Raw genomic sequence first — 25,522 nt, forward strand, 5'->3', positions numbered from 1 at the left:
GATGTCCGCTGCCGACCCCTCCACGTCCCCGCCCGCTGCCGATGCCGCCTCCGGGCGACGGGCGGCGGCCGAGGAGGCGTCGGCGTTCGGCCACGCTCCGGTGCCGCCGGACGCCACCGCGTCCTACGGCGACCACCCCGACCAGGTGGTCGACTTCTACCGGCCCGCCCCCGCCGAGGGCGCCCCCACCGGCCGTCCGGCCCCGCTGGTGGCCCTCTTCCACGGCGGTGCCTGGCGCGCCGCCTACGACCGCGCCCACGTCTCGCCGCTCGCGGCCCACCTCACCACCCACGGCTACGCCGTCGCGTCGGTCGAATACCGCCGCGGCCCGGCCCTTGAGGCGCCGCAGGAAGGCCGCGACGGCTCGGGCCCCGCGCCCGACGCGCTGCCACCGGCCGGGCGCTGGCCCGACACCTTCGACGACGTGGCCGCCGCCCTCGACGCGCTGCCCGCGCTCGCCGTGCGTGCGCTCGGCGCCGATGTGGTCGATCCCCGCCGCACCGTCCTGACCGGCCACAGCGCGGGCGGCCACCTCGCGCTGTGGGCCGCGGCCCGTCACGTCCTGCCCCCTGAATCCCCCTGGCACCGCCCCTCACCTCCCCCCGTACGCGGCGTCGTGGCCCTCGCCCCGATCGCCGACCTCACCTCGGCGATCCGGCTGGGTGTCTGCTCCGGCGCGGTCGTCGACCTGCTGGGCGGTCCCGACTACCTGACGGCACGTCTGCCCGACGCCGACCCCGCCGCGCTGCTGCCCACCGGTATCGCCACAACCATCGTGCACGGCACCACTGACAATGAGGTTCCGTCGCAGGTCAGCCAGGCTTTCGCCCGTGCCGCGGCGGTCGCGGGCGAGGAGGTCGTCGCCGCGTGGCTGCCCGGCACCGGCCACTTCCCGCTGATCGACCCGTCCACGGCGGCCTGCGCGGCCGTCGCGGACGAGATCGCCCAACTCGCCTGGTAGCCGGGGCTGCCCGGCAGCGCGAAGGCCCCCGCCCGGTTCGACCGGGCGGGGGCCTCGTGTGCGTGCGGTGCCGAGGGGGTCAGCGGGAGCGCTTGGCCAGCCGCTCGACGTCCAGGAGGATCACGGCGCGGGCCTCCAGGCGGAGCCAGCCGCGGCCCGCGAAGTCCGCGAGGGCTTTGTTGACGGTCTCGCGCGAGGCGCCGACGAGCTGGGCCAGCTCTTCCTGCGTGAGGTCGTGGACGACGTGGATGCCCTCTTCCGACTGCACGCCGAAGCGGCGGGAGAGGTCGAGCAGGGCCTTGGCGACGCGGCCGGGGACGTCGGAGAAGACCAGGTCGGACATGACGTCGTTGGTGCGGCGCAGACGGCGGGCGACGGCGCGCAGTAGGGCGGTGGAGACCTCGGGCCGTACGTTCAGCCAGGGCTGGAGGTCGCCGTGGCCCAGGCCGAGCAGCTTCAGCTCGGTCAGCGCGGTGGCGGTGGCGGTGCGCGGGCCGGGGTCGAAGAGCGACAGCTCGCCGATCAGCTCACCGGGGCCGACCACGGCGAGCATGTTCTCGCGGCCGTCGGGCGAGGTGCGGTGCAGCTTGACCTTGCCTTCGGTGACGACGTACAGCCGGTCCCCGGGGTCACCCTCGTGGAACAGCGAGTCGCCACGCGCGAGCGTGACCTCCGTCATGGAGGCGCGCAGTTCAGCGGCCTGCTCGTCGTCGAGCGCCGCGAAAAGCGGGGCACGGCGCAGAACGTCGTCCACGAGCTCTCTCCTTGTCGACATCGCTGGGATTTCCCCATGATGCATGACGTCTCAAACAGTGCGATCAATCACAAGGATGTCTTATCCAGGCCCGTAGCCGTGCTCCGGGGGTCCGATTGGGGGTCCGATCGGGGTCCGTAAACGGCTCAGGAAGGGCCGAACGGGTGGCCCCTGAGCCGGATTCCGCTATGAGCGAACAACATAGCGGCTGGGGCGTCGGAGTGGGCCCTTCGCGCACGGCCGTACGAATTTCGTACGAATTCCTGCGCGCCGGACGGCTCGAACGCCCGCGTCGGCGTGGGTTTACCGGACCGGGGACGCGGTGGGGTCGAGCGGCTGGATGCGCGAGGTCTGGACCGGATAGTCGGATCGGACCCGGGCCTTCAAAGACTCCGCACGGCGTTCGGCGCGGCGGTCGCGATGAACACCACCCTGGCGATCGAGTACGGCTACGGGCGCGCCACACACGCCGGCCCCCAGGGCACCCTCGTCGGCATGCTGCTGGGCACCGTCATGGCGATGATGGGCTCGATGGCGCTGGACGGCACCCAGGTGCTGCCGAAGATCCGCACGGCCGTGTTCTTCCCGGTCGCCATCGGCACCGGCATGGTCATCGGGGTCTCGGTGGCCGGGCACACCGACGCGATGCTCGCGGTCTTCGTCGCCGTCGTGTTCGTGGCCGTCTTCATCCGCCGCTTCGGACTGCCGTACTTCTTCTACGGCTTCATGATGTGGATGGGCTGCTTCTTCGGCCGCGAGCTGTCGGAGGCCCGCTGCTTCCGGGCGGTGATCGCCGCCTTCATCGCCTTCACCGGCACCGCCACCCGCTCGGAGACCTTCATCAAGGCGACCAACCGTGTCGTCGGCACCCTGCTCGGCCTCGGCGCGGGCATCGGCCTCGCGCACCTGACCGCAGGCCACACCCTGTGGGTGATCGCGGTCATCGTGCTCAGCATGTCCTGCGGCTTCTACCCGGTCAGCCTCTCCTACGCGGCCATGATCTTCTTCGTCACGATCATGGTGTCGCAGCTCTGCACCCAGCTCCACGAGTTCTCCGCCGGTCTGCTGATGCTGCGTCTCGAAGAGACCGCCATCGGCGCCGCCATCGGCATAGCGGTCGCCCTCGTCGTCCTGCCGACCAGCGCGCGCGACACCGTCAGCAGCGCGCGCGGCAGCTACTTCGCGGCTCTGGGCGAGCTGCTGGACGCCACCGCCGCGCGCCTGGAGCACGACGGCCGCGCCGACCGGGCGGACGGTGCCACAAGCCCCGACGGCGTCGACCTCGACGCCCTGGTGCGCGTGGTGGACCACCGCCTCCAGCAGCTCGCCCTGGTGGCGCGCCCGCTGACCCGCCCCCTGGTGTGGGGCAACGACCCGCGCCTCGTACGGCACCGGCTCACCCTCTACGCGGCCGTCACCCGGCAGACCAGGGCTCTGGCGCTCGCGCCCGCCCCGCAGGGCCGGCCCGCCGCCGAGGTCGCCCGCGCCCTGCGCGCCGCCGACGCGGCGCTCCTGACCAGGCTTCCCGCCGCCGGTACGGTGCTTCCGCCGGTCACCAGGCCGCTGCTGCGGCCGCGGCAGCTCCTGCACGAGCTGGCCGTACTCCCCCCGGGACACGTCGTCGGCGGCGGCTTCACCGGGCGCGGCGCGGGCTCAGCCGACGCCTCGCGGATCGTCACCGGCTCGCATGCCGCCGGGCCCGTACGGGACAGGCCGCACGGCGTGACGACGGGCGCTGCGGGGGAGCGCCCCGGACCGGGGGACGACCTCCCGCACGCGTCCGGTGCGGCCGGTGACGGCGCGCCCCGCCGCCTCTGAGCCGCCGGTCCCGGCCCCGCGGCACCGCGCGGCGATCGTTGTGGCGCCCTGTGTCGGCGGCGGCCCGTAGGCTGGCGGCATGGCGACGAGTGGTGCGGTGGTCAAGAAGATCAAGAAGGCGAAGGTCGCGCAGACGCATGCGGGACTGGTACGGCAGGCGCGGCGGATCAACCGCGAGTTGGCGGAGGTTTATCCGTACGCGCATCCAGAGCTGGACTTCGAGAATCCCTTCCAGCTCCTGGTCGCCACGGTGCTGTCCGCGCAGACCACGGACCTGCGGGTGAACCAGACGACGCCCGCGCTGTTCGCGAAGTACCCGACGCCCGAGGACATGGCGGTGGCCGACCCCGAGACGCTGGAGCAGATCCTGCGCCCGACCGGCTTCTTCCGCGCCAAGGCGAAGGCCTTGCAAGGGCTCTCGACGGCGCTGCGGGACCGGTTCGGCGGTGAGGTGCCCGGGCGTCTCGAGGACCTGGTGACCCTGCCGGGCGTCGGCCGCAAGACGGCCAATGTCGTACTCGGCAACGCCTTCGGCGTCCCCGGCATCACCGTGGACACCCACTTCGGCCGCCTCGCCCGCCGCTTCGGCTGGACCGAGTCGCATGACCCGGAGAAGGTCGAGGAGGACGTCGCCGGGCTCTTCCCGAAGTCGGACTGGACGATGCTGTCGCACCGCGTCGTCTTCCACGGCCGCCGTATCTGCCACGCCCGCAAGCCCGCCTGCGGCGCCTGCCCGATCGCCCCGCTCTGCCCGGCCTACGGCGAGGGCGAGACGGACCCGGAGAAGGCGGAGAAGCTGCTCAAGTACGAGAAGGGCGGCGCCCCCGGACAGCGCCTGAAGCCCCCGCCGGACTACCCGGGCCGGCCCGCGCCCCCGCTGGCGGCCTCATGACCCACGCGCGGGGGGCGGGCACCGGAGCGGACGCGGGTGCCGGGCCGGACACGGGCGCGGGCCTCGGCGCGGACCCGCGAGCGGGCCTCGGCGCCGATGCCGGAGAAGGCACCGGGGTCGAGATCAGCGCCGCCGGGCTGCCCAGGTGGCTCGAACCGGTGGCCGACGCCGTCGCCGGGGTCCGGCCGGAACAGCTCAGCAGCTTTCTGCCGCCCGAAGGCGGCGGGCGGCAGTCCGCCGTCCTGATCCTGTTCGGGGACGGCGACCGGGGCCCCGAGATGCTGCTCATCGAGCGGTCGAGGGCGCTGCGTTCGCACGCGGGCCAGCCCTCCTTCCCCGGCGGCGCCCTCGACCCCGAGGACGGCGACCCGGACGGCGACGGGCCGGTGCGCGCCGCGCTGCGCGAGGCCGAGGAGGAGACCGGCCTCGACCCGACGGGCGTCCAGGTCTTCGGCGTGCTGCCGCGGCTCTACATCCCGGTCAGCGGCTTCGTGGTGACCCCCGTGCTCGGCTGGTGGCGCAGGCCCACCCCGGTCGGCGTGGTCGACCCGGCCGAGACCGCGCGCGTCTTCCGGGTGCCTGTGGCCGATCTCACCGACCCCGCCAACCGCGCGACCCTGACCCACCCCAGCGGCTTCCTCGGCCCGGCCTTCCTGGTCGAAGGCGCGCTGGTCTGGGGTTTCACCGCGGGGCTGATCGACAGGATCGTGAAGTTCGCGGGCTGGGAGCGGCCCTGGGACCGCGACCGCAAGGTGCCGCTCGCCTAGACCGTAACCGCGCCGTACCGCGCCCTGCGGAGCTCGTACGGCCGGTCCTCGGGGGCGCGTGCCGGGGCTCCTCCGAGGGTGTTCGGGGGGTGTCCGTGGCGGGTTCGGCCCCGTGGCGCCGGTCATCGGCCGTACCACGCAGGTCACCTGGGCCGTACGGTGCCGTCGGGCGGGGCGGCCATGAGACCGTGTCCAGGTGAACGTGCTGGACTTTCTGCTCATCCTCGCCGCCGTCTGGTTCGCCGTGGTCGGTTACCGGCAGGGCTTCGTTGTCGGAGTCATGTCGGTGGTCGGCTTCCTCGGCGGCGGTCTCGCCGCGATCTATCTGCTGCCGCTGTTCTGGGACAAGGCGACGGACCACTCCTCGCCGGGCTCGGTCGCGGTGATCACCGCCGTGGTGGTCGTCATCGTGTGCGCGTCGGTGGGGCAGGCGTTCACCACGCACCTGGGCAACAAACTCAGGACCCGCATCACGTGGTCGCCCGCCCGCGCCATCGACGCGGGCGGCGGCGCGCTGGTCAATGTGCTCGCCATGCTGCTGGTGGCCTGGCTGATCGGCAGCGCGCTGGCCACCACGGCGCTGCCGACGATAGGCCGCGAGGTGCGCTCGTCCAAGGTGCTGCTCGGCGTCTCCAGGGTGGTGCCGCAGGAAGCCGACACCTGGTTCACCGACTTCAGCTCCACCCTCGCGCAGAACGGCCTGCCGCAGGTCTTCGGGCCCTTCGGCTCCGAGCCGATCACCTCGGTGCCCCCTCCCGACCCGAACCTCGTGCACAGCGCCGTCGTCACCGACGCCCGCCGCAGCATCGTCAAGATCGTCGGCACCGCGTCGGGCTGCGGGAAGGTCCTCGAAGGGTCCGGCTTCGTCTTCGCCAAGGACCGCGTGATGACCAACGCGCACGTCGTCGGCGGCGTCTCCGAGCCCACCGTGCAGATCGGCGGCAAGGGCCGCCTGTACGACGCCCGCGTGGTCCTCTACGACTGGCAGCGCGACATCGCCGTCCTGGACGTGCCGCGTCTGAACGCGCCGGCGCTCAAGTTCACCAGCGGCGACGTACAGTCCCGCGACGACGCCATCGTGGCCGGTTTCCCGGAGAACGGCGCCTTCGACGTACGCGCCGCCCGCGTCCGCGGCCGTATCGAGGCCAACGGCCCGGACATCTACCACCGCGGCACCGTCCACCGCGACGTCTACTCGCTGTACGCGACCGTCCGCCAGGGCAACTCCGGCGGCCCGCTGCTCACCACGAACGGGCAGGTGGCGGGCGTCGTCTTCGCCAAGTCACTCGACGACTCGAACACCGGTTACGCGCTCACCGCCGACGAGATCCGCCCGGACATCGCGGCGGGCACGGCGGCGAGCCAGCAGGTCGACACGGAGAACTGCGCGCTGTGAGGTGACCGACGGCCGGCCCGGCGTACCTGTCGGCCGGGCCGTCCGTCGGCCGGACGGTCACTGCGCCCTGGCGTGCCGCAGCCGGGCGCCGACCCAGCGGGCCCGGCGCCGCAGGATGCGCGGGATTCCGATCTGGGGCTCCCCCGGCGGGAGCACGGCCAAGGGCGCCCCGCTGTTGACGGAGACGGAAGTGTTACGGCGATTGCGTGATACGTCACGGTAGTCGTGCGTCCAACCCATACGAAGCTAAGTGCCCGCAGCCCTTGGTCGGTAATCGCCCTTCGGTCGCCTGGTTGGCGTATGCGTCCGGCATTTTGCGGATCATATGACCGACACGCGGACGCCTGATGCGTGCGGGGCGGGCGCGGTGGCAGAGGGACGCCTGATGGCGGGTCAGAGCTTCGCTGAGAGTGAGTCAGTTACGGCGCGAGGCCGTGCGGAGGCGGCGGCTTGGGCCCGTCGGGAGCGTACGGCTCAGCGGTCCGGCTCCGGGTCCTTCAACCAGTTGATCAGCTCGGTCGAGAACGCGGCCGGGTCCTCCTCGTGCGGGAAGTGCCCCAGGCCGTCGAAGAGCCGCCAGCGGTAAGGCGCCTCGACGTACTCCCCGCTGCCCGCCGCGCTGCGGCTGCGGATCGCCGGGTCGAGCGAGCCGTGCAGGTGCAGCGTCGGCACCCGGACCGGCCGCTTCATCCGCCGGTTGAACTGGATGCCGTCGGGCCGCGCCATCGACCGCACCATCCAGCGGTACGGCTCGACCGCGCAATGTGCCGTCGAGGGGATCTGCATCGCGCGCCGGTAGACGTCCACGGCCTCGTCGTCCGGCAGCCGCGGCCCCGACCACTGGTGGATCAGTCGGCCGACCAACTCCGCGTCGTCCGCCACCAGGTGACGCTCCGGCAGCCAGGGCGACTGGAAGCCCCAGATGTAGGCGCCCGACTTGCTGTGCCGCAGGTCGGTCAGCATCGCGTTGCGCCAGCGGCGCGGGTGCGGCATCGACTCGACCGCGAGGCGGCGTACGAGCTTGGGCCGCATCGTCGCGGCCGTCCACGCCAGGTAGCCGCCGAGGTCGTGGCCGACCAGCGCGGCGTCCGGCTCGCCCAGCGACCTGATCACCCCGGTGACGTCGAGCGCGAGGTTGCCCGCGTCGTAACCGCGCGGCGTACGGTCGCTGCCGCCCACCCCCCGCAGGTCCATCGCCACCGCACGGAAACCGGCCTCGGCGAGTGCGGGCAGCTGGTGCCGCCAGGTCCACCAGAACTGCGGGAAGCCGTGCAGCAGGAGGACGAGCGGGCCGTCGCCCATCTCGGCGATGTGGAAGCGTGCGCCGTTCGCGGCCACGTCACGGTGGGTCCATGGCCCTTCGAGGCGGGGGACGGAACCGCCGCCGCCCGCACCTGACGGCCCGGTTCCCGGCCCGTTCCCCGAGCCGTTCCGCGACTCATTTCCCGAACCGCTTCCGCTGTCGTTTCCCGTGGCACTGCCCGACCTGCCGACGACCCTCATGGTGGAGAGAGTGTCACATCTTCAGGTCGGGTGCTCTGGTCGAACCGGCCATCGAATCCGGCCCGGCGCCGGACACCGAATCCCGGACGCCGCCGCGTCCCGCGTCCCTGTCCGCGCGGGGCAGCGCGGGCTTGGCGGCGGCCTTGTCCAGACTCGTGGCCGTGTCCAGCGGACGCGGGTGCGGCTTCGCGTTCTTCATCACCGCTGCGGTCTGCTTGGCCGACTCGATGGAGCGCTCCGGCTTCTTCACCTTCTTGAACCGGCCGTACGCGACCAGGCCGAGGAGCGCGGCGATCAGCACGTACGCCCCGGCGACGATCAGGAACGACCACCCCAGGGTGATCCCGAGCGCGTGGATGCCGTACGCGGCGGCCATGCTGAACATCGGCATGGCGAAGAAGGCCAGGGTCAGGGCGACACCGATCGCGCCGCTGCCGAACAGCGCCCGCTTCACGTCCTGCCGCAGTTCCACCTTGACGAGGGCGATCTCGTCGTGCACCAGGGCGGAGACATCCGCCGTGGCGGAGGCGAACAACTGGCCGAGGCTGCGCCCGTCGTCGTCGTGGGCTGCGCTCATTGCGTCCTCCGTCGTCAAATCGTTGTCGTTCCGTCAGATCATGCCTCAGCCGGAGTCATCTCCGCCGTCGCCCCGGGCCAGACGGGCGAGCCTGCGGTGTTCCGCGGCCTTCCGTTCCAGGATCTCGGCCATCCGCAGGTGGTAGGCGGGCTGGTCCTGCTCGTACACGTCGGGGACCCCGTCGCCGTCCTCGTCGCGCTCCTCCTCGTCGCACAAGGCGCGGTATTTGTTGTTCCGCAGCTTCAGCAGAATCGTCGCCAGCACCGCGGAGAGCAGCGAGCCGACCAGGACGGCGGCCTTCGCCTCGTCGGCGAGCAGCGCGTCGTCCTTGAAGGCGAGTTCGCCGATCAGCAGGGAGACGGTGAAGCCGATCCCGGCGAGCGAGGCGACCGCCAGGACGTCGGGCCATTTGAGGTCGGCGTTGAGCTGCGCCCGGGTGAAGCGGGCCGCCAGCCAGGTGCCGCCGAACACGCCGACGATCTTTCCGGCCACCAGTCCGATCAGCACACCGAGCGTCTCGGGCTTGGTGAACACATCGCGCAGCGAGCCGCCCGAGACCGCGACCCCGGCCGAGAACAGGGCGAACAGCGGCACGGCAAGGCCCGCCGAGATCGGCCGCACCAGGTGCTCGATGTGCTCGCCGGGAGATTCGCGCTCACCCTCGCGCCTGGTGCAGCGCAACATCAGGCCCATGGCGACGCCCGCGATGGTGGCGTGCACGCCGCTGTTGTACATCAGGCCCCAGATCACCAGCGCCAGCGGCACGTACACGTACCAGCCGCGTACTCCCGAGCGCAGCAGCAGCCAGAAGACGACCAGCCCGGCCGCCGCTCCGCCGAGCGCGGCGTAGTTGATCGAGGAGGTGAAGAAGACGGCGATGATCAGGATGGCGAAGAGGTCGTCGACGACGGCGAGGGTGAGCAGGAAGGCGCGCAGAGCGGCGGGCAGGGCGGTGCCGATGACGGCGAGGACCGCGAGCGCGAAGGCGATGTCGGTGGCGGTGGGGACGGCCCAGCCCTTGAGGGAGCCGCCGCCGGTGGCGCTGACGACGGTGTAGAAGATCGCGGGGACCGCCATGCCGCACATGGCCGCGATCACCGGGAGCGCGGCGGCCGAGGGGGTGCGCAGCTCGCCCGCGACCAGTTCGCGCTTCAGCTCGATGCCCGCCACGAAGAAGAAGACGGCGAGCAGGCCGTCCGCCGCCCAGTGCGCGACGGACAGGTCGAGGCCGAGCGTGGAGACGCCGAAGTGGAAGTGGCTGACGCTCTCGTAGCTGTGGTGCAGGGTGTTCGCCCAGATCAGCGCCACCACGGCGGCCACCAGGAGCAGGACTCCGCCGACGGTCTCCGCGCGCAGCGCGTCGAGGACGAAGGTGCGTTCCGGGAGCGGCAGCCGTCCTAGGACGGTGTCGGCGCGACGGCGCGGTTGCTCAGTCACGCGGGTACTCGGTCATGGGGGCGGCCTCCTGGGCGGGTGCGGCTGGCTGCGGACACAGGTGTCCCGTGTGCCGACCAGACTTCCCGGCGCGCCCTTAAGTTTTGTCGCGGTGCTGCCGCGATGTGTCGTCAGCCTAACCCGAACGTGTGAGGGGCGCCCCGGTGGTTGCCGGGGCGCCCCTCATGGGTGTGGTCGCGCGGGTGTGGTGACGCCAGGGGGTGGTGGCGCCAGGGGTGGTGGCGCCGGGTGTCAGTCCTCGCTGGGTGCGCTCGGCAGCTTGCTCTGGATGAGGTCCATCACCGTGGAGTCGGTGAGGGTGGTGACGTCCCCCAGCTCGCGGTTCTCCGCGACGTCGCGCAGCAGGCGGCGCATGATCTTGCCGGAGCGGGTCTTGGGCAACTCGTTGACGATGAGGATCCGCTTGGGCTTGGCGATCGGGCCGAGCGTCTTGCCGACGTGGTCGCGCAGCGCGCCCGCGAGGTCCGCGCTGTCCTCCGCGGTGCCGCGCAGGATGACGAACGCGACGATGGCCTGCCCGGTGGTGGCGTCGGCGGCGCCGACGACGGCGGACTCGGCGACCTTCGGGTGCGAGACCAGCGCCGACTCGACCTCGGTGGTGGAGATGTTGTGGCCCGAGACGAGCATGACGTCGTCGACCCGGCCGAGCAGCCAGATGTCGCCGTCCTCGTCCTTCTTGGCGCCGTCGCCCGCGAAGTAGCGGCCGGGGAAACGGGACCAGTAGGTGTCGATGTAGCGCTGGTCGTCGCCCCAGATGGTGCGGAGCATCGACGGCCACGGCTCGGTGAGGACCAGGTAGCCGCCGGAGCCGTCCGGCACCTCGTTGGCCTCGTCGTCCACGACGGTCGCGGCGATGCCGGGCAGCGCGCGCTGCGCGGAGCCGGGCTTGGTCTCGGTGACACCGGGCAGCGGGGAGATCATCATGGCGCCGGTCTCGGTCTGCCACCAGGTGTCCACGATCGGGGTCCTGCCGCCTCCGATGTGCTCGCGGTACCAGACCCACGCCTCGGGGTTGATCGGCTCGCCGACGCTGCCCAGCACGCGCAGGCTCGTCAGGTCGAACTTCGCGGGGATGTCGTCGCCCCACTTCATGAACGTGCGGATCGCGGTGGGCGCGGTGTAGAGCAGCGTGACGCCGTACTTCTGCACGATCTCCCAGAACCGGCCCTGGTGCGGGGTGTCCGGCGTGCCCTCGTAGATCACCTGGGTGGCGCCGTTGGAGAGCGGGCCGTAGACGATGTACGAGTGGCCGGTGACCCAGCCGATGTCGGCGGTGCACCAGTAGACGTCGGTCTCCGGCTTGAGGTCGAAGACCGCGTGGTGGGTGTAGCTGGCCTGGGTGAGGTAGCCGCCCGAGGTGTGCAGGATGCCCTTGGGCTTACCGGTGGTGCCCGAGGTGTAGAGGATGAACAGCGGGTGCTCGGCGTCGAAGGGCTGCGCGGTGTGCTCCGCGGACTGGCGCCCGGTGATCTCGTGCCACCACACGTCCCGGCCCTCGGTCCACTCCACGTCCTGGCCGGTGCGGCGCACCACCAGGACGTTGGTGACCTGCGGGGAGCGCGAGACGGCGTCGTCGATGGCGGGCTTGAGCGCGGACGGCTTGCCGCGCCGGTAGCCGCCGTCGGAGGTGATGACGAGCTTGGCGTCGGCGTCGGCGATCCGGGACGCGACGGCGTCGGCGGAGAAGCCGCCGAAGACCACCGAGTGCGCGGCGCCGATCCGGGCGCAGGCCAGCATCGCGATGACTGCCTCGGGGATCATCGGCAGGTAGACCGCGACCCGGTCGCCCTTCTCGACGCCCAGTTCGGTCAGCGCGTTGGCGGCGCGGGAGACCTCGTCCTTCAGCTCCGCGTAGGTGATGCTGCGGCTGTCGCCGGGCTCGCCCTCGAAGTGGATGGCGACCCGGTCGCCGTTCCCGGCCTCCACATGACGGTCGACGCAGTTGTACGCGACATTCAGCTCACCGTCGGCGAACCACTTCGCGAACGGCGGGTTCGACCAGTCCAGGGTCTGCGTGGGCTCGGTGGCCCAGGTCAGACGGCGGGCCTGCTCGGCCCAGAACCCCAGCCGGTCGGCCGCCGCCTGCTCGTACGCGTCCGCCGTGACGTTGGCGGACGCCGCCAGTTCGGCCGGGGGAGCGAACCGCCGCTCCTCCTTCAGCAGGTTGGCCAGGCTCTCGTTGCTGCTCACGCCAGCTCCTTGTCAGGGTGTCCCACATGTCCCAGCACTACCTCACCAGTCCTGGGCCACCCTGACAATAGCTACCCGAAAAATGGTTTAGACCTTTGCGGCCTCCCGGGCGGTGTCCGGTGCGGCGTCAGGCCCCACCGCCGCGAACACACTCGTCGAACCGTCCAGGATGTACGCCTGCGCCTCCGCGACATGGAAGTACATGCCGTGCAGTTGGAGCGTGCCCTCGCTGACCCGACGCGCCACGCAGGGGTGCGCCATCAGGTGTTCGAGCTGCTGCATCACATTGACCAGGCTCAGCCTTTCGAGGTCGTCGGCGACCGGCCGGTCCGCGAGCGCCACCTCGCCGCGGCCGAGTCTGCCGATCCGGCCGAGCCGCGCCAGGCTGGGGCGGCCGTGCCGCAGCCACCGGGCCAGCGGGGTCTGCGCGCCGGGCTCGTGATCGGAGCCCAGCAGCGCCTGCATCGCGCCGCAGCCGGAGTGCCCGCACACCGTGATGCTGGAGACCTGGAGCACGTCCACCGCGTACTCGACGGCGGCGGCCACCGAGTCGCAGGAGGCGTCGGAGCCGGGCGGCGGCATCAGATTGCCCACATTGCGCACCGTGAAGAGGTCACCGGGGCCGCTTGACGTGATCATGCTGGTGACCAGCCGGGAGTCCGCACAGGTGAGGAAGAGCTGGCCGGGCCGCTGTCCTTCGCGGGCCAGCCGCGCCAGCTCCTCGCGGACCAGCGGCGCGGTGTTGCGCTGGAAGGCGCTGACGCCGCCGAGCAGTTGACCACCGCTGGTGGCGGGCACGGTGCCGGAGCGGGTGCAGTGGTGGTTGCGCCACGGCGTCCAGGGGCGGCAGGCGTGCGCGCTCACCGGTTCGCTGACGGTCCGTCCGACCGCGTCGCCGAGCGTCGCGTGTCCGCCGCGCGAACGGTGCCTGGCGCACCAGGCGTTCAGCGCCTCGTAGGCCGCGTGGTCCATGAAGGAGCCGTCCAGCTCCACCACCGCGTTGGCCCCGTCGGGGACCTGGGTGAAGGCCCGGGTCAGCCGGGGCACCGCCAGGAACGTCAACTGGCCGGTGACCCGCACCCGGTGGCACTCCGGTTCCTCGGTGACGGTGACCCGCGTGTGCGTCAGGCGGCGCAGCGACAGGCACAGCGCGACCACGATCCCCACGATCACGCCCTGGAGCACACCGAACAGCACCACCGAGCCGAGCGTGGCCGCGTACACCGGGAATTCGCGGTGCCGCTGGACGTGTCTGATGTGCGCGAAGCTCACCATGCGGACGCCGACCAGCATCACCAGGGCGGCGAGCGCGGCCAGCGGGATCAGCTCCAGCGCCCAGGAGGCGAGCCCGGCGCAGAGCAGCACCCACACGCCGTGCATCACGGTGGCGCGGCGCGTCACCGCGCCCGCTTCGACATTGGCCGAGCCGCGGATCGCGCCGCCGGCCACCGGCAGGCCGCCGAGCAGGCCCGACACCATGTTGGCCGCGCCCTGGCCGAGCAGTTCGCGGTCGAGCTTGGCCGGCGGGGCGTGCGGTCCCGGACGCCGGCCCTGAAGGGTGTCGACGGCGACCGCGGACAGCAGCGACTCCATGCTCGCGACCAGGGTGACGGTGAGCACGGCGGCGACCACACCGAGGACCGGCCCCGAGGGCAGGGTGGGCAGCACGGGCGCGCTCCACGCGGGCAGATTCACGCGCGGCAGCGACAGTCCCGCGCTCACGGCGGTGGACAGCACGACCGCGGCCAGCGGCGCGGGGATCGCGCCGAGCAGCCGTCCCGCCCTGCCTCTCAGCCGCCGCCAGCCGAGCAGTACGGCCACGGTGATCGCGCCGATGGCGGGTGTGGCCGGGTTGGTGACCGCCAACTGGCCGGGCAGCGCGGTGATGTTGTCGAGGGCGGAGCTCTGCGGGCTGCCGCCGAGGACCACATGAAGCTGGCCGAGGGCGATGACCATACCGATGCCCGCGAGCATGCCGTGGACGATGGCGGGACTGACCGCGAGCGCGGATCTGGCCACCCGCGCCATGCCGAGCACGAGCTGCGCGAGCCCGGCGAGCACGGTGATGGCGCAGGTGCTGCGCCAGCCGTAACGGTGGACGAGGTCGGCGGTGACCACGACCAGGCTGGTCGCGGCGCCGCTGACCTGGAGGGGCGCCCCGCCGAGCAGCCCGGCGACGATGCCGCCGACGACCGCGGCGACGAGGCCGGACTGGAGGGGGGCCCCGGTCGCCAGCGCGAGGCCGAGCGACAGCGGGACGGCGATCAGGAAGACCGTGATCGAAGCGGACAGATCGGACCGGTGGATTCTCTGCATAATTCCCGTCTCCTTCGGTGGGCGGCGGGACGTGATTGCGGAGCGTTATCGCTCGCTACTCTCAAGCGTCAGTAAATGGAGAGTAATCGACCGATTGCGGAGAGTGAAGTCCAGAGGTTTGATCGGGGCTTTATTTACTGCTATCGAGTGAATTGGCAGATGAACGGCCAGGTCGTTGCGGTCACGACACGGTCACATGTCACTTTTTGGGCAAATCCCTTTTTCTGTGATGTGAGGTACGAATGCACTCCCTGCGCAAGGCACCGGCGCTACTCGCCGTAGCCGCGCTGGCCGCAGGCGCGGTCGCGTGCTCCGCCGCCGACGGCTCGGGCTCCGGATCAGCCGCCGGGTCCGGCCCCGGCGCCGCCCCGGTCGTCGGCCGCGCCGAGCCCGGCAACGCGGGCACCCACCCCGAAGCCGCGGCGCCCCACGCCGTCCGGCTCATCGGCGACGGTTCGACCGCCGACACCGGCCCGCAGCCCCATCAGCCGGTCTTCGCGCGCCTCAAGCCGGGGGAGCGGCCGCCGCAGCTCGTCGTGTTCTCCTGGGACGGCGCGGGCGAGGACAGCCAGAAGCTCTTCTCGCACTTCCGCGAGGTCGGCGAGCGCTACAACGCGGCGATGACGTACTTCCTCAGCGGCGTCTACCTGCTGCCCGGCGACCACAAGGACGTCTACGCCCCGCCCAAGCACCCGCGCGGCGCCTCCGACATCGGCTTCAACGACCGCCAGGGCATCACCGACACCCTGCGCGAACTGCGCCTCGCCTGGCAGAACGGCAGCGAGATCGGCACCCACTTCAACGGCCACTTCTGCGGTCCCAACGGCGGCGTCGGCACCTGGTCGAGCGACGAGTGGTCCAGCGAGATCCAGCAGGCCGAGGGCTTCGTGAAGAACTGGAAGACCAACTCCGGCCTCACCAAGCTCGACCCGCTGCCCTTCGACTACAGCAAGGAACTGGTCGGCGGGCGCGCCCCGTGCCTGGAGGGCCAGCACAATCTCATCCCGGCCGCCAAGGCCGCGGGCTTCCGCTACGATGCCAGCTCGATCGGCGGCCGACAGACCTGGCCCTCCAAGATCGACGGCGTCTGGGACTTCCCGCTCCAGGACATCCCGGTGCCGGGACGCGCCTTCGAGACGCTCTCCATGGACTACAACTTCCTCGCCAACCAGTCGGGCACCGTGCACGGCGACCCCGCCAAGCAGGCCGCCTGGGGCAAGCAGATGCACGACGGACTGGCCGCCGCCTTCGAGCGCGCCTACAACGGCAACCGCGCCCCGCTCTTCATCGGCGACCACTTCGAGTCCTGGAACGGCGGCGTCTACATGAAGGCCGTCGAGGACACCGTCAAGGAGGTCTGCGGCAAGGAAGGCGTGCGCTGCGTCAGCTTCAAGCAGGTCGCGGACTGGATGGACGCGCAGGACCCTGCGGTGCTCGCGCGGCTGCGGACGCTGGACGTCGGCCAGGCGCCCAAGGACGGCTGGAACACCTTCATGGGCGGAGCGCCCGCCGCCGCGACGGCGGGCGGTCCCGAGCGGATCAGGCCGGCTGTGCGCTAGCGGCCGCAGCGGGGTGGGGCAACTGCTCGTGCCGTTCCCGTTCCCGTTCCCGTTCGCCGAGCACGAAGTCGGGGTCGACCTGCGCCGCCAGGTCGGCGCCCGTCTTCGCGTTTCCCCAGCTCTCCGCGTTCTTGAGGTGGAAGTGCACCATCTGCTGGGTGTAGCGCGCCCAGTCCCTGCGCTCGTACGTGGCGTCCGCCCGTTCGTGCAGCGTGCGCAGCGCGCGGCGGTTGTCCTCCTCCAGCCGCGCGAACCGCGGCGGCCTGCCCTTCTCCATCGCGCGCACCCAGTCCGAGTGCCCGACGGTGACCAGCAGGTCGTCGCCGACCTCGGCGCGCAGGAAGGCCAGGTCGTCCGCGTCCCGCACCTTGTTGCCGACGACCGCGAGATCGACGCCGAAGTCGCGGGCGTACTCCTTGTACTGGCGGTAGACGGCCACGCCCTTGCGGGTCGGCTCGGCGACCAGGAACGTCATGTCGAAGCGGGTGAACATCCCGGAGGCGAAGGAGTCGCTGCCCGCCGTCATGTCCACGACCAGGTACTCGTCGCGGCCGTCCACCAGGTGGTTCAGGCAGAGTTCGACCGCGCCGACCTTGGAGTGGTAGCAGGCGACGCCGAGATCGGACTCATTGAAGGGGCCGGTGACCATCAGCCGCGCGGTGTCGCCCCCGGCGTCCCCGGCGCTCTCTGTGCCCCCGTCGACTCCGTGGCCTCGGTCCAGGTGCACGGTGCGCGCGCAGGCCGCGTAGACGGGGTTGTCCTCGACCAGCCGCAGCAGCCGCGAGCCGCGGCCGGGCGGGGTGGTCTTGATCATGGTCTCGGCGGAGGTGATCCGGGGGTTGGCGCCGCGCAGGTATTCCTTGATCTCCGGCAGGTGCGCGCCGAGCGCGGGCAGCGCGGCGGCGTCGTCCTCCGCCAGCCCGAGCGCCGGGCCGAGGTGCTGGTTGATGTCCGCGTCGATCGCGATGACCGGTACGCGGGAGGCGGCGAGATGGCGGATGAAGAGGGAGGACAGCGTGGTCTTGCCGCTGCCGCCCTTCCCGACGAAAGCGATCTTCATGTTCGCCAAGCGTAGTGGCATGGATACGGATTGTGAGCGTTCGGAGTGGGGAAGGCCACTCTTTCGGGGTCGTTCCGCGGGTTGGGGGGTGGCTAGGGTCGGAACCATGGCTACGAACGCTGATCCCGCTCCCGCCGCCGGTCGGACGGACCCGATGGCTGTCCTCGGCGCGCTGCCGGGCGTACCCGAATCGGTGGACGCCGTACGGCAGGCGGTGGACAAGGTCTACGGGCACCGGGTGATGCGGCGCCGGTCCACCGAGGTCACATCGGAGGCGGCGCTGCGCGGTGCCCGCGGGTCCGCGGCGCTGGCCGGCGCCGACTGGCCGCTGGAGGAGGTGCGCAGGCGCAGCGACTTCTCGGCCGACGAGCAGGCGCGTACGGTCGGCGCGGCGCTGCGGCTGACCGCCGAGGCCGGTCAACTGCTCAGTGTCTGGCGGCAGTCGCCCGTGCAGGCGCTCGCCCGGCTGCACCTGGTGGCGGCGGGCGGAGTGGCGGACGAGCCGACGGTGGGCCGCCCGCGGCTGGCGGGGGAGCCGGTGGACGAGCCGCTGGTCGAGATCGCCGAGATCCCGCTGCCCGACCCGGCCGAGGTCGCCGCCCGGCTGGACGGTCTGACCGGCCTGCTGCGGGCGGGCACCGACGCGCCCGCGCTGGTCGTCGGCGCGGTCGTGCACGGCGAATTGTTGTGCCTGCGGCCCTTCGGCTCCTTCAACGGGCCGGTCGCGAGGGCCGCCGAGCGGATCGTGCTGGTCGGCAGCGGTCTCGACCCGAAGTCGATCTGTCCGGCCGAGGTCGGTCACGCGGAGTTGGGCCGGGCCGGTTATCTCAAGGCGCTGGAGGGATACGCGTCCGGTACTCCGGAAGGCATGGTCCAGTGGATCAGCCATTGCGGGCGGGCGCTGGAACTCGGGGTCCGCGAAAGTGTCGCGGTGTGCGAAGCGCTCCAGCGGGGCGCCGCCTGAGCGGTCGACCGCCGGATGTGTGGTGGCTGAAAAGAGATGCGGCGGCACCTTGAGGTGCCGCCGCTGCCATGTCCGTCAAGTTACCAGTGCGTGCACGGTAATTGCCGATCAGGCCGGGATCTTCGCCCGTCACCTGGTGCGGCTGGCCCGATAAGCGGGTCGGCTCCGCGTGGGTGCCTGACTTCCATGCTCGGTCCGTGGGGCCTGGTGCTGTGAACTGCGGTCTTCCTCTCGGAACTCCGTGGTCTCGCGGGCCGCTACGTCCTTTGTACCGCCGTGGGAGGCGGAGGGGAACCCCTCGCCCGACTTCTTTACTTTTGGGATCAATCAGGACATAAGGGCGGGCCGACGGCGTCGGGACGCCAGCCACACCAGCCCGGCCGTCGCGGCCGCCGCACCCACGGCCGCCGCCGCGAGCACCGGCCGGGGCGGCATCGACAGCGACGGAATCCGCTGATTCAGCCGCACGGGACGGCTGAAAGTCAGCACTGGCCAGTCACGTGAGACGGCCTCCTTGCGCAGCGCCCGGTCGGGATTGACCGCGTACGGATGACCGACCGACTCCAGCATCGGGATGTCGGTCACCGAATCGCTGTACGCGAAGGACCGCTCCAGGTCGTAGCCCTCCGACTTCGCCAGCTCGGCGATGGCGTCCGCTTTTGCGGGACCGTAGACGTAGTGCTCGATCTCCCCGTTGTACGCGCCGTCCTCCACGACCATCCGTGTGGCTACGACATGGTCGGCACCCAGCATCGCGCCAATCGGCTGGACCACCTCGGAGCCGGAGGCGCTGACGATCACCACGTCGCGTCCTGCGGCGTGGTGCTCCTCGATCAGCGAGGCCGCCTCGTCGTAGATGATCGGGTCGATCAGGTCATGCAGCGTCTCCGCCACGATCTCCCGCACCTGCTGGACATTCCAGCCCCGGCACAGCTCGGAGAGGTATTTGCGCATACCTTCCATCTGGTCGTGATCCGCGCCACCGACCAAGTACACGAACTGGGCATATGCGGTACGCAATACCGCACGTCTGTTGATGAGACCGCCCTGGTAGAAGGAGCGCCCGAAGGCGAGCGTGCTGGACTTGGCGATCACGGTCTTGTCGAGATCGAAGAACGCCGCGGTGCGCGGTGGCAGGTGGTTTTCCACGTGACGAGCATAGGCAACCACCATTCGGCGTAAGCTCGGGCGTGTGGGTTTGCCTGAGAAGGGCTTCGGGTACACCATGGAAGTCACGGATCGTTCGCGACCGTGCTAACCCGGTCTGGCTCCTCCCCCCCCGAGTCGGACCGTGGGGACGACCCCCGCTCTCCCCCCCGGCGGGGGTCGTCGCACGTCCGGATGCCTTTTCCCCGTTCTCGCGACGTCCTTCCACTCGCATCCTCATGTCGTTCCCCCTCGCGTGCGGCACGGCTGTGATGCGTACGACGTGTGACGGTCCGTAATCGTTGCCAGGCGTCGGCGAACTCACCCGTGAGAGTGGCGGAGTTATCCACAATCGCTGAGTTGTCCACAGATTCCGACCAAGATCATCTCAATTCTCCTGTCTGTCCCAACCTGATCGCAGGCGATGCACACCGGTGCTCGCGTCAGAAGCGACGGGGGACAGGAAATGACGGGATCGACGACACCCGACCAGCGGCCGACCGCCATCGAAGGGCCGGGCGGCCCGCTGATTGTCACCGAGGACGAAACGCTCCTCGACGACCTGCTGCGGCTGTGCGCCGCGGCCGGTACGGAACCGGAGGTGGTCTTCACCGCGCCCCCGCGCGCGACGAGTTGGGATACCGCGCCCCTCGTCCTGGTCGGCGCCGAGGCCACCTCCCGGGTCCAGGACGCCGTCCGCCGCAAGGGAGTTCTGGTCGTCGGGCGTGATCTGCACGACCACGACGTGTGGCGCAGGGCCGTCGCGATCGGCGCCGACCACGTCCTCTTCCTGCCCGACGCCGAGACCTGGCTGGTCGACCGCATCGCCGACATCGCCGAAGGCGTGAGCGAACCCGCCCTGACCGTCGGGGTGGTGGGCGGCCGGGGCGGCGCGGGCGCCAGCACGTTGGCCTGCGCGCTCGCCGTCACCGCGGCCGCTACGGGCAGGCGCACCATGCTCATCGACGGCGATCCGCTCGGCGGCGGCCTCGACATCCTGCTCGGCGCCGAGCGCGTCGGCGGCCTGCGCTGGCCCGACCTCGCCGACTCACGGGGGCGCGTCAACAGCGGGGCACTGGAGGAATCCCTGCCCAGGCTCGACGCGTTGAGCGTCCTGAGCTGGGACCGCGGCGACTCCGTGCTCGTCCCGCCCCAGGCCATGCGGTCCGTGCTCGGCGCCGCCCGCCGCCGCGGCGGAGTCGTCGTGGTCGACCTGCCACGGCGCGTGGACGACGCGGTCGCCGAGACCCTCGCGCAGATCGACGTCGGACTCCTCGTCGTACCAGCCGAGTTGCGGGCGGTCGCCGCGGCCACCCGCGTCGCCGCGGCGGTCGGCATGGTCCTCAAGGACCTGCGCGTCGTCGCCCGCGGCCCCTTCGCCTCCGGCCTCGCCGACGACGAGATCGCCCGCCTCGTCGGCCTGCCGCTGGCGGGCCAACTCCCTCCGGAACCAGGCTTGTCGGACGCCCTGTCCGGCAGCGGACCACCGGGCTCCGCGAGTCGCGGCCCGCTCGCCCGCTTCTGCGCCGCCTTCCTCGCCCAGGCCCAGCCCAGCGGCGGGAGCGTGACGGTATGAACGCCGAACTCCTCGACGCCGTACGGCTGCACCTGGCGGAACACGGCGGCGAACCCACCCCGGCACGCGTGGCCGCCGCGCTGCGCGCCCGCGGACGCCTGCTCGGCGACAGCGAAGTCCTCGACGTGGTCGCGGCACTGCGTTCCGAACTCGTCGGCGCGGGCCCGCTTGAGCCGCTGCTCGCCGACCCCGCCGTCACCGACATCCTCGTCAACGCACCCGACCAGGTGTGGATCGACCGCGGCAGCGGTCTCGAACGCGCCGCCGTCCGCTTCACCGACACCACCGCCGTGCGCAGGCTCGCCCAACGCCTCGCGACCACCGCCGGCCGCCGCCTGGACGACGCCCACCCGTGGGTCGACGCCCGACTGCCCGACGGCACCCGGCTGCACGCCGTCCTGCCGCCGGTCGTGGTCGGCTCGCCGTGCCTGTCGCTGCGCGTCGTGCGGGCCCGCGCCTTCACCCTCGCCGAACTCGTCGCGGCCGGCACGCTCGACACCGAGACCGCCCGGCTGCTGCGCGCGGTCCTCGACGCCCGGCTGTCGTTCATGATCAGCGGCGGCACCGGGTCGGGCAAGACCACACTCCTGAGCTGCCTGCTCGGCCTCGTCGACCCCGCGGCCCGCATCGTCCTGGCCGAGGACTCCGCCGAGTTGCGTCCCGACCACCCGCACGTCGTCCGCCTGGAGACCCGGCCCGCCAACCAGGAGGGCGCGGGACACGTCACCCTGCGGGACCTCGTCCGCCAGGCGCTGCGCATGCGCCCCGACCGGCTCGTGGTCGGCGAGGTCCGCGGCGCCGAGGTCACCGACCTGCTGAGCGCGCTGAACACCGGCCACGAGGGCGGCTGCGGCACCGTCCACGCCAACGCCGCCGCCGACGTCCCGGCCCGCCTCGAAGCCCTCGGCTCCACCGCGGGCCTCGATCGGGCCGCCCTGCACAGCCAGTTGGCCGCCGCACTCGCCGTCGTCATCCACCTCGTCCGCGACAGCTCCGGCCTGCGCCGCCTCGCGGAGATCCACGTACTCAAGCGGGGCTCCGACGGCCTGGTCGCCACCCTGCCCGCCCTGCTCCGCGATGCCCGCGGCCACCACGAACGCGGCCCCGGCTGGGACCGGTTGGCGGCACTGTGCTCGGCGGGTGCGTCATGAGCGCCCCGCTTTCTCAACCTGATGTCGTGCGGGCTGCCGCCCGGCGTGCTGTTTCTGTTGCTCGCGGGGGTTCGCTGGCGCACCTCGAATCTCCCTGGCCTGGGCTGCGAGCTGCTGGTCGCGCATCGCTGGGCGGGTGCGTCATGAGCGCCCCGGTCTGTCCACCCTCGGTCATGCGGGCTGCTGCCCGGCGAGGTGTTCTGGCGGTCCCGGGGGTTCGCTGGTGCTGCGGTCCGGGCCGTGAGCCGGCGGTCGGACATCGCCGGGCAGGTGCGTCGTGAGCGCGGCGACCTTTCCGCCCTCGGTCGTGTGGGCCGCTGCCCTCTGCGCTGGCTTGGCCCTCCTCGTGACGCGCTGGCCCACCTCCGATCCCCGCCGCCGGGCGCGCGATCTGCTCATCGGACCAGGACCCGAAGATGTGGGGGAGGGCGAGCGGGGGCCGGTCACTGGTGAGCAGCGGGCGAATCCGCTGGCACGGCTGAGGAAGGCGGGGGAGACGGCCCGCCACGAGTGGGCGATCCGGCTTGCGCGGTGGCGCGACGGACGGACGGCGGGCCGTCGCCGGGCGTGGGAGCCGCTGCGGATCGCCGCACGGTTCGCCGGTCGGCGCGGACGGGTCGGGCCCGAGGCGGTGTGTCTGCCGGTGGGCGGTGGGCTGGGGCTGCTGACGGGATCGGTACTGCCGGTGGTCGCGGGCGCCGTGGCGGTGCCGCTGATGGGGCGGGCGTTGCGACGGCGGGGCGAGCGGGCGGCGGCCGAGCGCGGGGCGGTCGCGGTGAGCGCACTGTGCGGCACCGTGGCCGGAGACCTCAGGGCCGGACGGCCACCGCACTCGGCGCTGACCGACGCGGTCGAGTCGGCGGCCTGGCCCGCCTCGCCCGACCTCGCCGACGCGGCACGAATGCTGCTGTCGGCGGCCAGATTCGGCGGCGACGTGCCGCACGCGCTGCGGGAGGCGGCCCGGCTCGGCGCGGGGACGCATGGGCTCGCCGCGGTCGCCGCCTGCTGGCAGGTCGCGGTGGAGGGCGGCGCAGGACTGGCCGCCGCGCTCGACCGGGTCGCCGCGGCGCTACGGGCGGACGCCGATCAACGCGACGACCTGCGAGCCCAGTTGGCGGGTCCGAGGTCCACGGCGGTGCTGCTCGCGCTGCTGCCGCTGTTCGGCGTCGTGCTCGGCGCGGGCCTGGGCGCCGACCCCTCGAGGGTGCTGCTGCACAACCCGGCGGGACTGCTCTGCCTGGTCGCGGGCGGCTGCCTGGAGTGGGCGGGGCTCGCGTGGACGGCGCGGATCATCCGGGCGGCAGCGGGCGGACCGACAGCGGCCAGAACTCGGCCCCCCGGTCCTGCGAAGGGCGCTCCGACGGCCGCCGTTTCCGTGAGGGACGGTTCCTCGGGGGGCGGCTCTCCAGCGGCCGGTGGCGCGGTGATCGATTCCGCGGCGACCGGCCGGGGACAGGCGGTGACCCCGGTGGGGTCGCGGGACCGGGGACGGCCGTGAACGGCGGAAGTGTCCACAGCCTGGGGACAGCCCTCGTGGCGCTCGCGTTGGTGGCGGCTGCGGTGGTCGCCGTCGGTGGGGCGCTGACCGAGGCGCGGAGGGAGAGATCGGCGACGCGGCGGTTGCGCGCGGCGCTGGGGACCGGGCGGTCGAGGAAGTCCCCGCGGCGGGCGCTGCGGCGGCTCAGGGGACCGCTGCGCGACTGGGGTCCGCCGGTCGCGGCCGGGCTGGGGGCCGCGACGTTGATCAGCGGGGCGCTGGGCGGCCTGGTGGGGGTCCTCACGGCCCTCGGGGTCAGGAGATCACTCCGGGGGCGGCAGAACGCCACAGAGAGCTCCGGGGCGGACGAGGAGCCCGATCCGTCGGAACTCCCGCTCTGCGCGGACCTGATGGCCGCCTGCCTCGCCGCCGGGGCGTCACCCGGAGAAGCGGCGGGCGCCGTGGGCCGGTCGTTGGCCGGGCCGCTCGGGACCGCGCTGATACGGGTCAGGGCCGAGCTGCGGCTGGGCGGCGACCCGGCGGAGTGCTGGCAGCGGTTCGGACGGCTGCCCGCCGCCCGCGAGATGGGGCGCTGCCTGGCCCGCGCCTCCACGACTGGCAGCGCGCCGGTCGCGGAGATGTCCCGGCTGGCCGCGGACTACCGCACCGCGTACGCCCGTTCGGCGCTCGCCAGGGCCCGGCGGGCCGCGGTACACGCCACCGCGCCTCTGGGGGTCTGTTTCCTCCCCGCCTTCCTGCTGGTCGGCGTCGCTCCCGTGGTGATGGGCCTGGCGGGCACCGTCCTCGGCCGCACGGGCTGACACCCCGCCCGGACCGCCCGCGCCCGACGCACCACCCGAAGCGAACGACTCGAACACCCATGTCCATACGCACACCCACACGCACATCCACGACACCAGGAGATCCCGATGACACATCAGACGATGGACCAGCACCTCGCCCGGACGGCCCAGACGGTCCCGGCGAACTCGATCAACTCGAAGAACCCGTCCGGCGCGAGGGCCTCGGCTAGGCCCGCGCTCCGGGTGCCGCCGGTGCCGCGCGCGGTTCGCCTGGCGCGGGCCGAGCGGCGGCGGTGGGTAGCCCGGATGCGGCGGAGGGCGGCGCGGTACAGGGACGTGAGCCGTACGGCGGCGGAGGCGGGGATGAGCACGGCCGAGTACGCGGTGGGGACGATCGCGGCGTGCGGGTTCGCGGCGGTGCTCTACAAGATCGTGACGAGCGGGCCGGTGCGCTCGGCGTTGACCGGCGTGATCGTGAAGGCACTCCATGTGCCGTTCTGAGCGGGGCCGCCCGCCGCGCGACCAGGGGTATGTCACGGCGGAGGCCGCCATGGTGATCCCGATGCTGGTGGCGCTCACCGCCGCCCTGATCTGGGGCCTGATGGCGGCTGCGGCGCAGGTGCGGTGCGTGGACGCGGCGCGGGCGGGGGCGCGTGCCGCGGCTCGCTCCGAGGCGCCGGGCGAGGTGCTGCGGGTGGCGCGGGAGGCCGCGCCGTCCGGAGCGCGGGTCGGCGTGGAGCGGTCGGGCGACCTGATCCGGGTCCGGGTCACCGTCCCGGTGCCGCGCTTCCCCGTCACCCTGCGGGCCGAGGCCGTCGCGCTCGCGGAGGACGCCGTGGGCGGGGGTGGGCAGCCGTGAAGGCCCCCGCGCCCTGCGGGGACCGGGGCTCCGCCACTGTGTGGTCACTGGGACTGATCGCCGTGCTGGGCGCGGTCTTCGCCGCCGTGCTCTTCATGGACGAGGCGGTCATCGCCCGGCACCGGGCGGGCGGCGCCGCGGATCTGGCGGCGCTCGCCGCGGCCGACCACGCGCTGGAGGGCCGTACGCGGGCCTGCGGGCTGGCGGCCGAGGTGGCGGCGGCGCAGGGCGCCCGGCTGGTGAGCTGCGTGGTGGCGGGCGAGATCTCCGACGTCACTGCGGAGGTCGACGGCGCCCG

At 72.4% G+C, this 25,522-nt stretch carries 21 protein-coding genes and 2 pseudogenes; 14 read left to right on the forward strand and 9 right to left on the reverse strand.

Annotated features, from left to right (window positions below):
* Position 1: 1 nt before the first annotated feature.
* Complete coding sequence (locus ACFZBB_RS32200; protein ID WP_391129964.1) at positions 2–961, forward strand: alpha/beta hydrolase fold domain-containing protein; 960 nt, start codon at positions 2–4, stop codon at positions 959–961.
* A 79-nt stretch (positions 962–1,040) separates the two neighbouring features.
* Here ACFZBB_RS32200 and ACFZBB_RS32205 read toward each other — a convergent pair whose 3' ends face one another.
* Positions 1,041–1,715, reverse strand: coding sequence for a Crp/Fnr family transcriptional regulator (locus ACFZBB_RS32205; RefSeq protein ID WP_033174884.1), 675 nt, complete (start codon positions 1,713–1,715; stop codon positions 1,041–1,043).
* Between the two features lie 420 nt (positions 1,716–2,135).
* On the opposite strand from ACFZBB_RS32205, the gene ACFZBB_RS32210 reads away from it, so the two are divergent.
* The 4 genes from ACFZBB_RS32210 to ACFZBB_RS32225 all read left to right on the forward strand — a co-directional run bounded on the left by ACFZBB_RS32210 (position 2,136) and on the right by ACFZBB_RS32225 (position 6,588).
* Positions 2,136–3,533 (forward strand): FUSC family protein, encoded by a 1,398-nt coding sequence (locus tag ACFZBB_RS32210; protein WP_391129967.1) that lies wholly within the window; start codon positions 2,136–2,138, stop codon positions 3,531–3,533.
* A gap of 79 nt (positions 3,534–3,612) precedes the next feature.
* Positions 3,613–4,425 (forward strand): endonuclease III, encoded by an 813-nt coding sequence (nth, locus tag ACFZBB_RS32215; protein ID WP_391129970.1) that lies wholly within the window; start codon positions 3,613–3,615, stop codon positions 4,423–4,425.
* Positions 4,422–5,192 (forward strand): NUDIX domain-containing protein, encoded by a 771-nt coding sequence (locus tag ACFZBB_RS32220; RefSeq protein WP_391129973.1) that lies wholly within the window; start codon positions 4,422–4,424, stop codon positions 5,190–5,192. The genes nth and ACFZBB_RS32220 overlap by 4 nt, the downstream gene beginning before the upstream one ends.
* Before the next feature lie 196 nt (positions 5,193–5,388).
* Positions 5,389–6,588 (forward strand): MarP family serine protease, encoded by a 1,200-nt coding sequence (locus tag ACFZBB_RS32225; protein WP_391129976.1) that lies wholly within the window; start codon positions 5,389–5,391, stop codon positions 6,586–6,588.
* Positions 6,589–6,645: 57 nt separating this feature from the next.
* Here the strand turns inward: ACFZBB_RS32225 and ACFZBB_RS32230 are convergent, their stop codons facing one another.
* The 6 genes from ACFZBB_RS32230 to ACFZBB_RS32255 all read right to left on the reverse strand — a co-directional run bounded on the left by ACFZBB_RS32230 (position 6,646) and on the right by ACFZBB_RS32255 (position 14,629).
* Complete coding sequence (locus ACFZBB_RS32230; RefSeq protein WP_223187240.1) at positions 6,646–6,828, reverse strand: hypothetical protein; 183 nt, start codon at positions 6,826–6,828, stop codon at positions 6,646–6,648.
* Between the two features lie 234 nt (positions 6,829–7,062).
* Complete coding sequence (locus tag ACFZBB_RS32235; protein ID WP_391129979.1) at positions 7,063–8,091, reverse strand: alpha/beta fold hydrolase; 1,029 nt, start codon at positions 8,089–8,091, stop codon at positions 7,063–7,065.
* Between the two features lie 13 nt (positions 8,092–8,104).
* Positions 8,105–8,668, reverse strand: a complete 564-nt coding sequence (locus ACFZBB_RS32240) for a phage holin family protein (protein ID WP_391129983.1) — start codon at positions 8,666–8,668, stop codon at positions 8,105–8,107.
* A 45-nt stretch (positions 8,669–8,713) separates the two neighbouring features.
* Positions 8,714–10,105: a Na+/H+ antiporter NhaA gene (nhaA, locus tag ACFZBB_RS32245; protein ID WP_391129986.1), complete on the reverse strand. Its 1,392-nt coding sequence runs from the start codon at positions 10,103–10,105 to the stop codon at positions 8,714–8,716.
* A gap of 249 nt (positions 10,106–10,354) precedes the next feature.
* Positions 10,355–12,313 carry an acetate--CoA ligase gene (acs, locus tag ACFZBB_RS32250; RefSeq protein WP_391129989.1) on the reverse strand — a complete coding sequence of 653 codons (1,959 nt, stop codon included), beginning with the start codon at positions 12,311–12,313 and terminating at the stop codon, positions 10,355–10,357.
* Positions 12,314–12,400: 87 nt separating this feature from the next.
* Positions 12,401–14,629 carry a SulP family inorganic anion transporter gene (locus tag ACFZBB_RS32255; protein WP_391129992.1) on the reverse strand — a complete coding sequence of 743 codons (2,229 nt, stop codon included), beginning with the start codon at positions 14,627–14,629 and terminating at the stop codon, positions 12,401–12,403.
* Positions 14,630–14,871: 242 nt separating this feature from the next.
* Here ACFZBB_RS32255 and ACFZBB_RS32260 point away from each other — a divergent pair, with 242 nt between their 5' ends.
* Entirely contained in the window at positions 14,872–16,188 is a 1,317-nt protein-coding gene (locus ACFZBB_RS32260) for a hypothetical protein (protein WP_391129995.1), read from the forward strand.
* Here the strand turns inward: ACFZBB_RS32260 and ACFZBB_RS32265 are convergent.
* Positions 16,169–17,248, reverse strand: a complete 1,080-nt coding sequence (locus ACFZBB_RS32265; RefSeq protein ID WP_391129998.1) for an ATP-binding protein — start codon at positions 17,246–17,248, stop codon at positions 16,169–16,171. The two genes, ACFZBB_RS32260 and ACFZBB_RS32265, sit on opposite strands and share 20 nt — an antisense overlap.
* 106 nt (positions 17,249–17,354) lie before the next feature.
* Here ACFZBB_RS32265 and ACFZBB_RS32270 point away from each other — a divergent pair, with 106 nt between their 5' ends.
* Complete coding sequence (locus tag ACFZBB_RS32270; RefSeq protein ID WP_391130001.1) at positions 17,355–18,212, forward strand: oxidoreductase; 858 nt, start codon at positions 17,355–17,357, stop codon at positions 18,210–18,212.
* A 327-nt stretch (positions 18,213–18,539) separates the two neighbouring features.
* Here the strand turns inward: ACFZBB_RS32270 and ACFZBB_RS32275 are convergent, their stop codons facing one another.
* On the reverse strand, positions 18,540–19,385 hold the full coding sequence (locus ACFZBB_RS32275; protein WP_188282803.1) for an HAD family phosphatase: 846 nt from the start codon (positions 19,383–19,385) through the stop codon (positions 18,540–18,542).
* 439 nt (positions 19,386–19,824) lie between these two features.
* Here ACFZBB_RS32275 and ssd point away from each other — a divergent pair, with 439 nt between their 5' ends.
* The 7 genes and pseudogenes from ssd to ACFZBB_RS32310 all read left to right on the forward strand — a co-directional run.
* The gene (gene ssd / locus ACFZBB_RS32280; protein ID WP_391130003.1) at positions 19,825–20,934 is read left to right on the forward strand and encodes a septum site-determining protein Ssd; all 1,110 of its coding nucleotides are present in this window, start codon (positions 19,825–19,827) and stop codon (positions 20,932–20,934) included.
* Complete coding sequence (locus tag ACFZBB_RS32285; RefSeq protein ID WP_391130006.1) at positions 20,931–22,085, forward strand: TadA family conjugal transfer-associated ATPase; 1,155 nt, start codon at positions 20,931–20,933, stop codon at positions 22,083–22,085. The genes ssd and ACFZBB_RS32285 overlap by 4 nt, the downstream gene beginning before the upstream one ends.
* 277 nt (positions 22,086–22,362) lie before the next feature.
* Positions 22,363–23,388, forward strand: a pseudogene (locus ACFZBB_RS32290) (type II secretion system F family protein); the annotation flags it as partial.
* Positions 23,389–23,579: 191 nt separating this feature from the next.
* A complete protein-coding gene (locus ACFZBB_RS32295; RefSeq protein ID WP_391130009.1) occupies positions 23,580–24,383 on the forward strand; it encodes a type II secretion system F family protein in 804 nt (267 codons plus the stop codon).
* Positions 24,384–24,491: 108 nt separating this feature from the next.
* Positions 24,492–24,866 carry a DUF4244 domain-containing protein gene (locus tag ACFZBB_RS32300; RefSeq protein WP_391130012.1) on the forward strand — a complete coding sequence of 125 codons (375 nt, stop codon included), beginning with the start codon at positions 24,492–24,494 and terminating at the stop codon, positions 24,864–24,866.
* Positions 24,853–25,224: a TadE family type IV pilus minor pilin gene (locus ACFZBB_RS32305; protein WP_391130015.1), complete on the forward strand. Its 372-nt coding sequence runs from the start codon at positions 24,853–24,855 to the stop codon at positions 25,222–25,224. Before ACFZBB_RS32300 ends, ACFZBB_RS32305 begins: the two co-directional genes overlap by 14 nt.
* Positions 25,221–25,520 (forward strand): annotated as a pseudogene (locus ACFZBB_RS32310) (Rv3654c family TadE-like protein); the annotation flags it as partial. The gene ACFZBB_RS32305 and the pseudogene ACFZBB_RS32310, both read left to right, overlap by 4 nt.
* Between the last annotated feature and the right edge of the window lie 2 nt (positions 25,521–25,522).

This window comes from Streptomyces sp. NPDC008139, assembly GCF_042957025.1.
Taxonomy (GTDB): domain Bacteria; phylum Actinomycetota; class Actinomycetes; order Streptomycetales; family Streptomycetaceae; genus Actinacidiphila.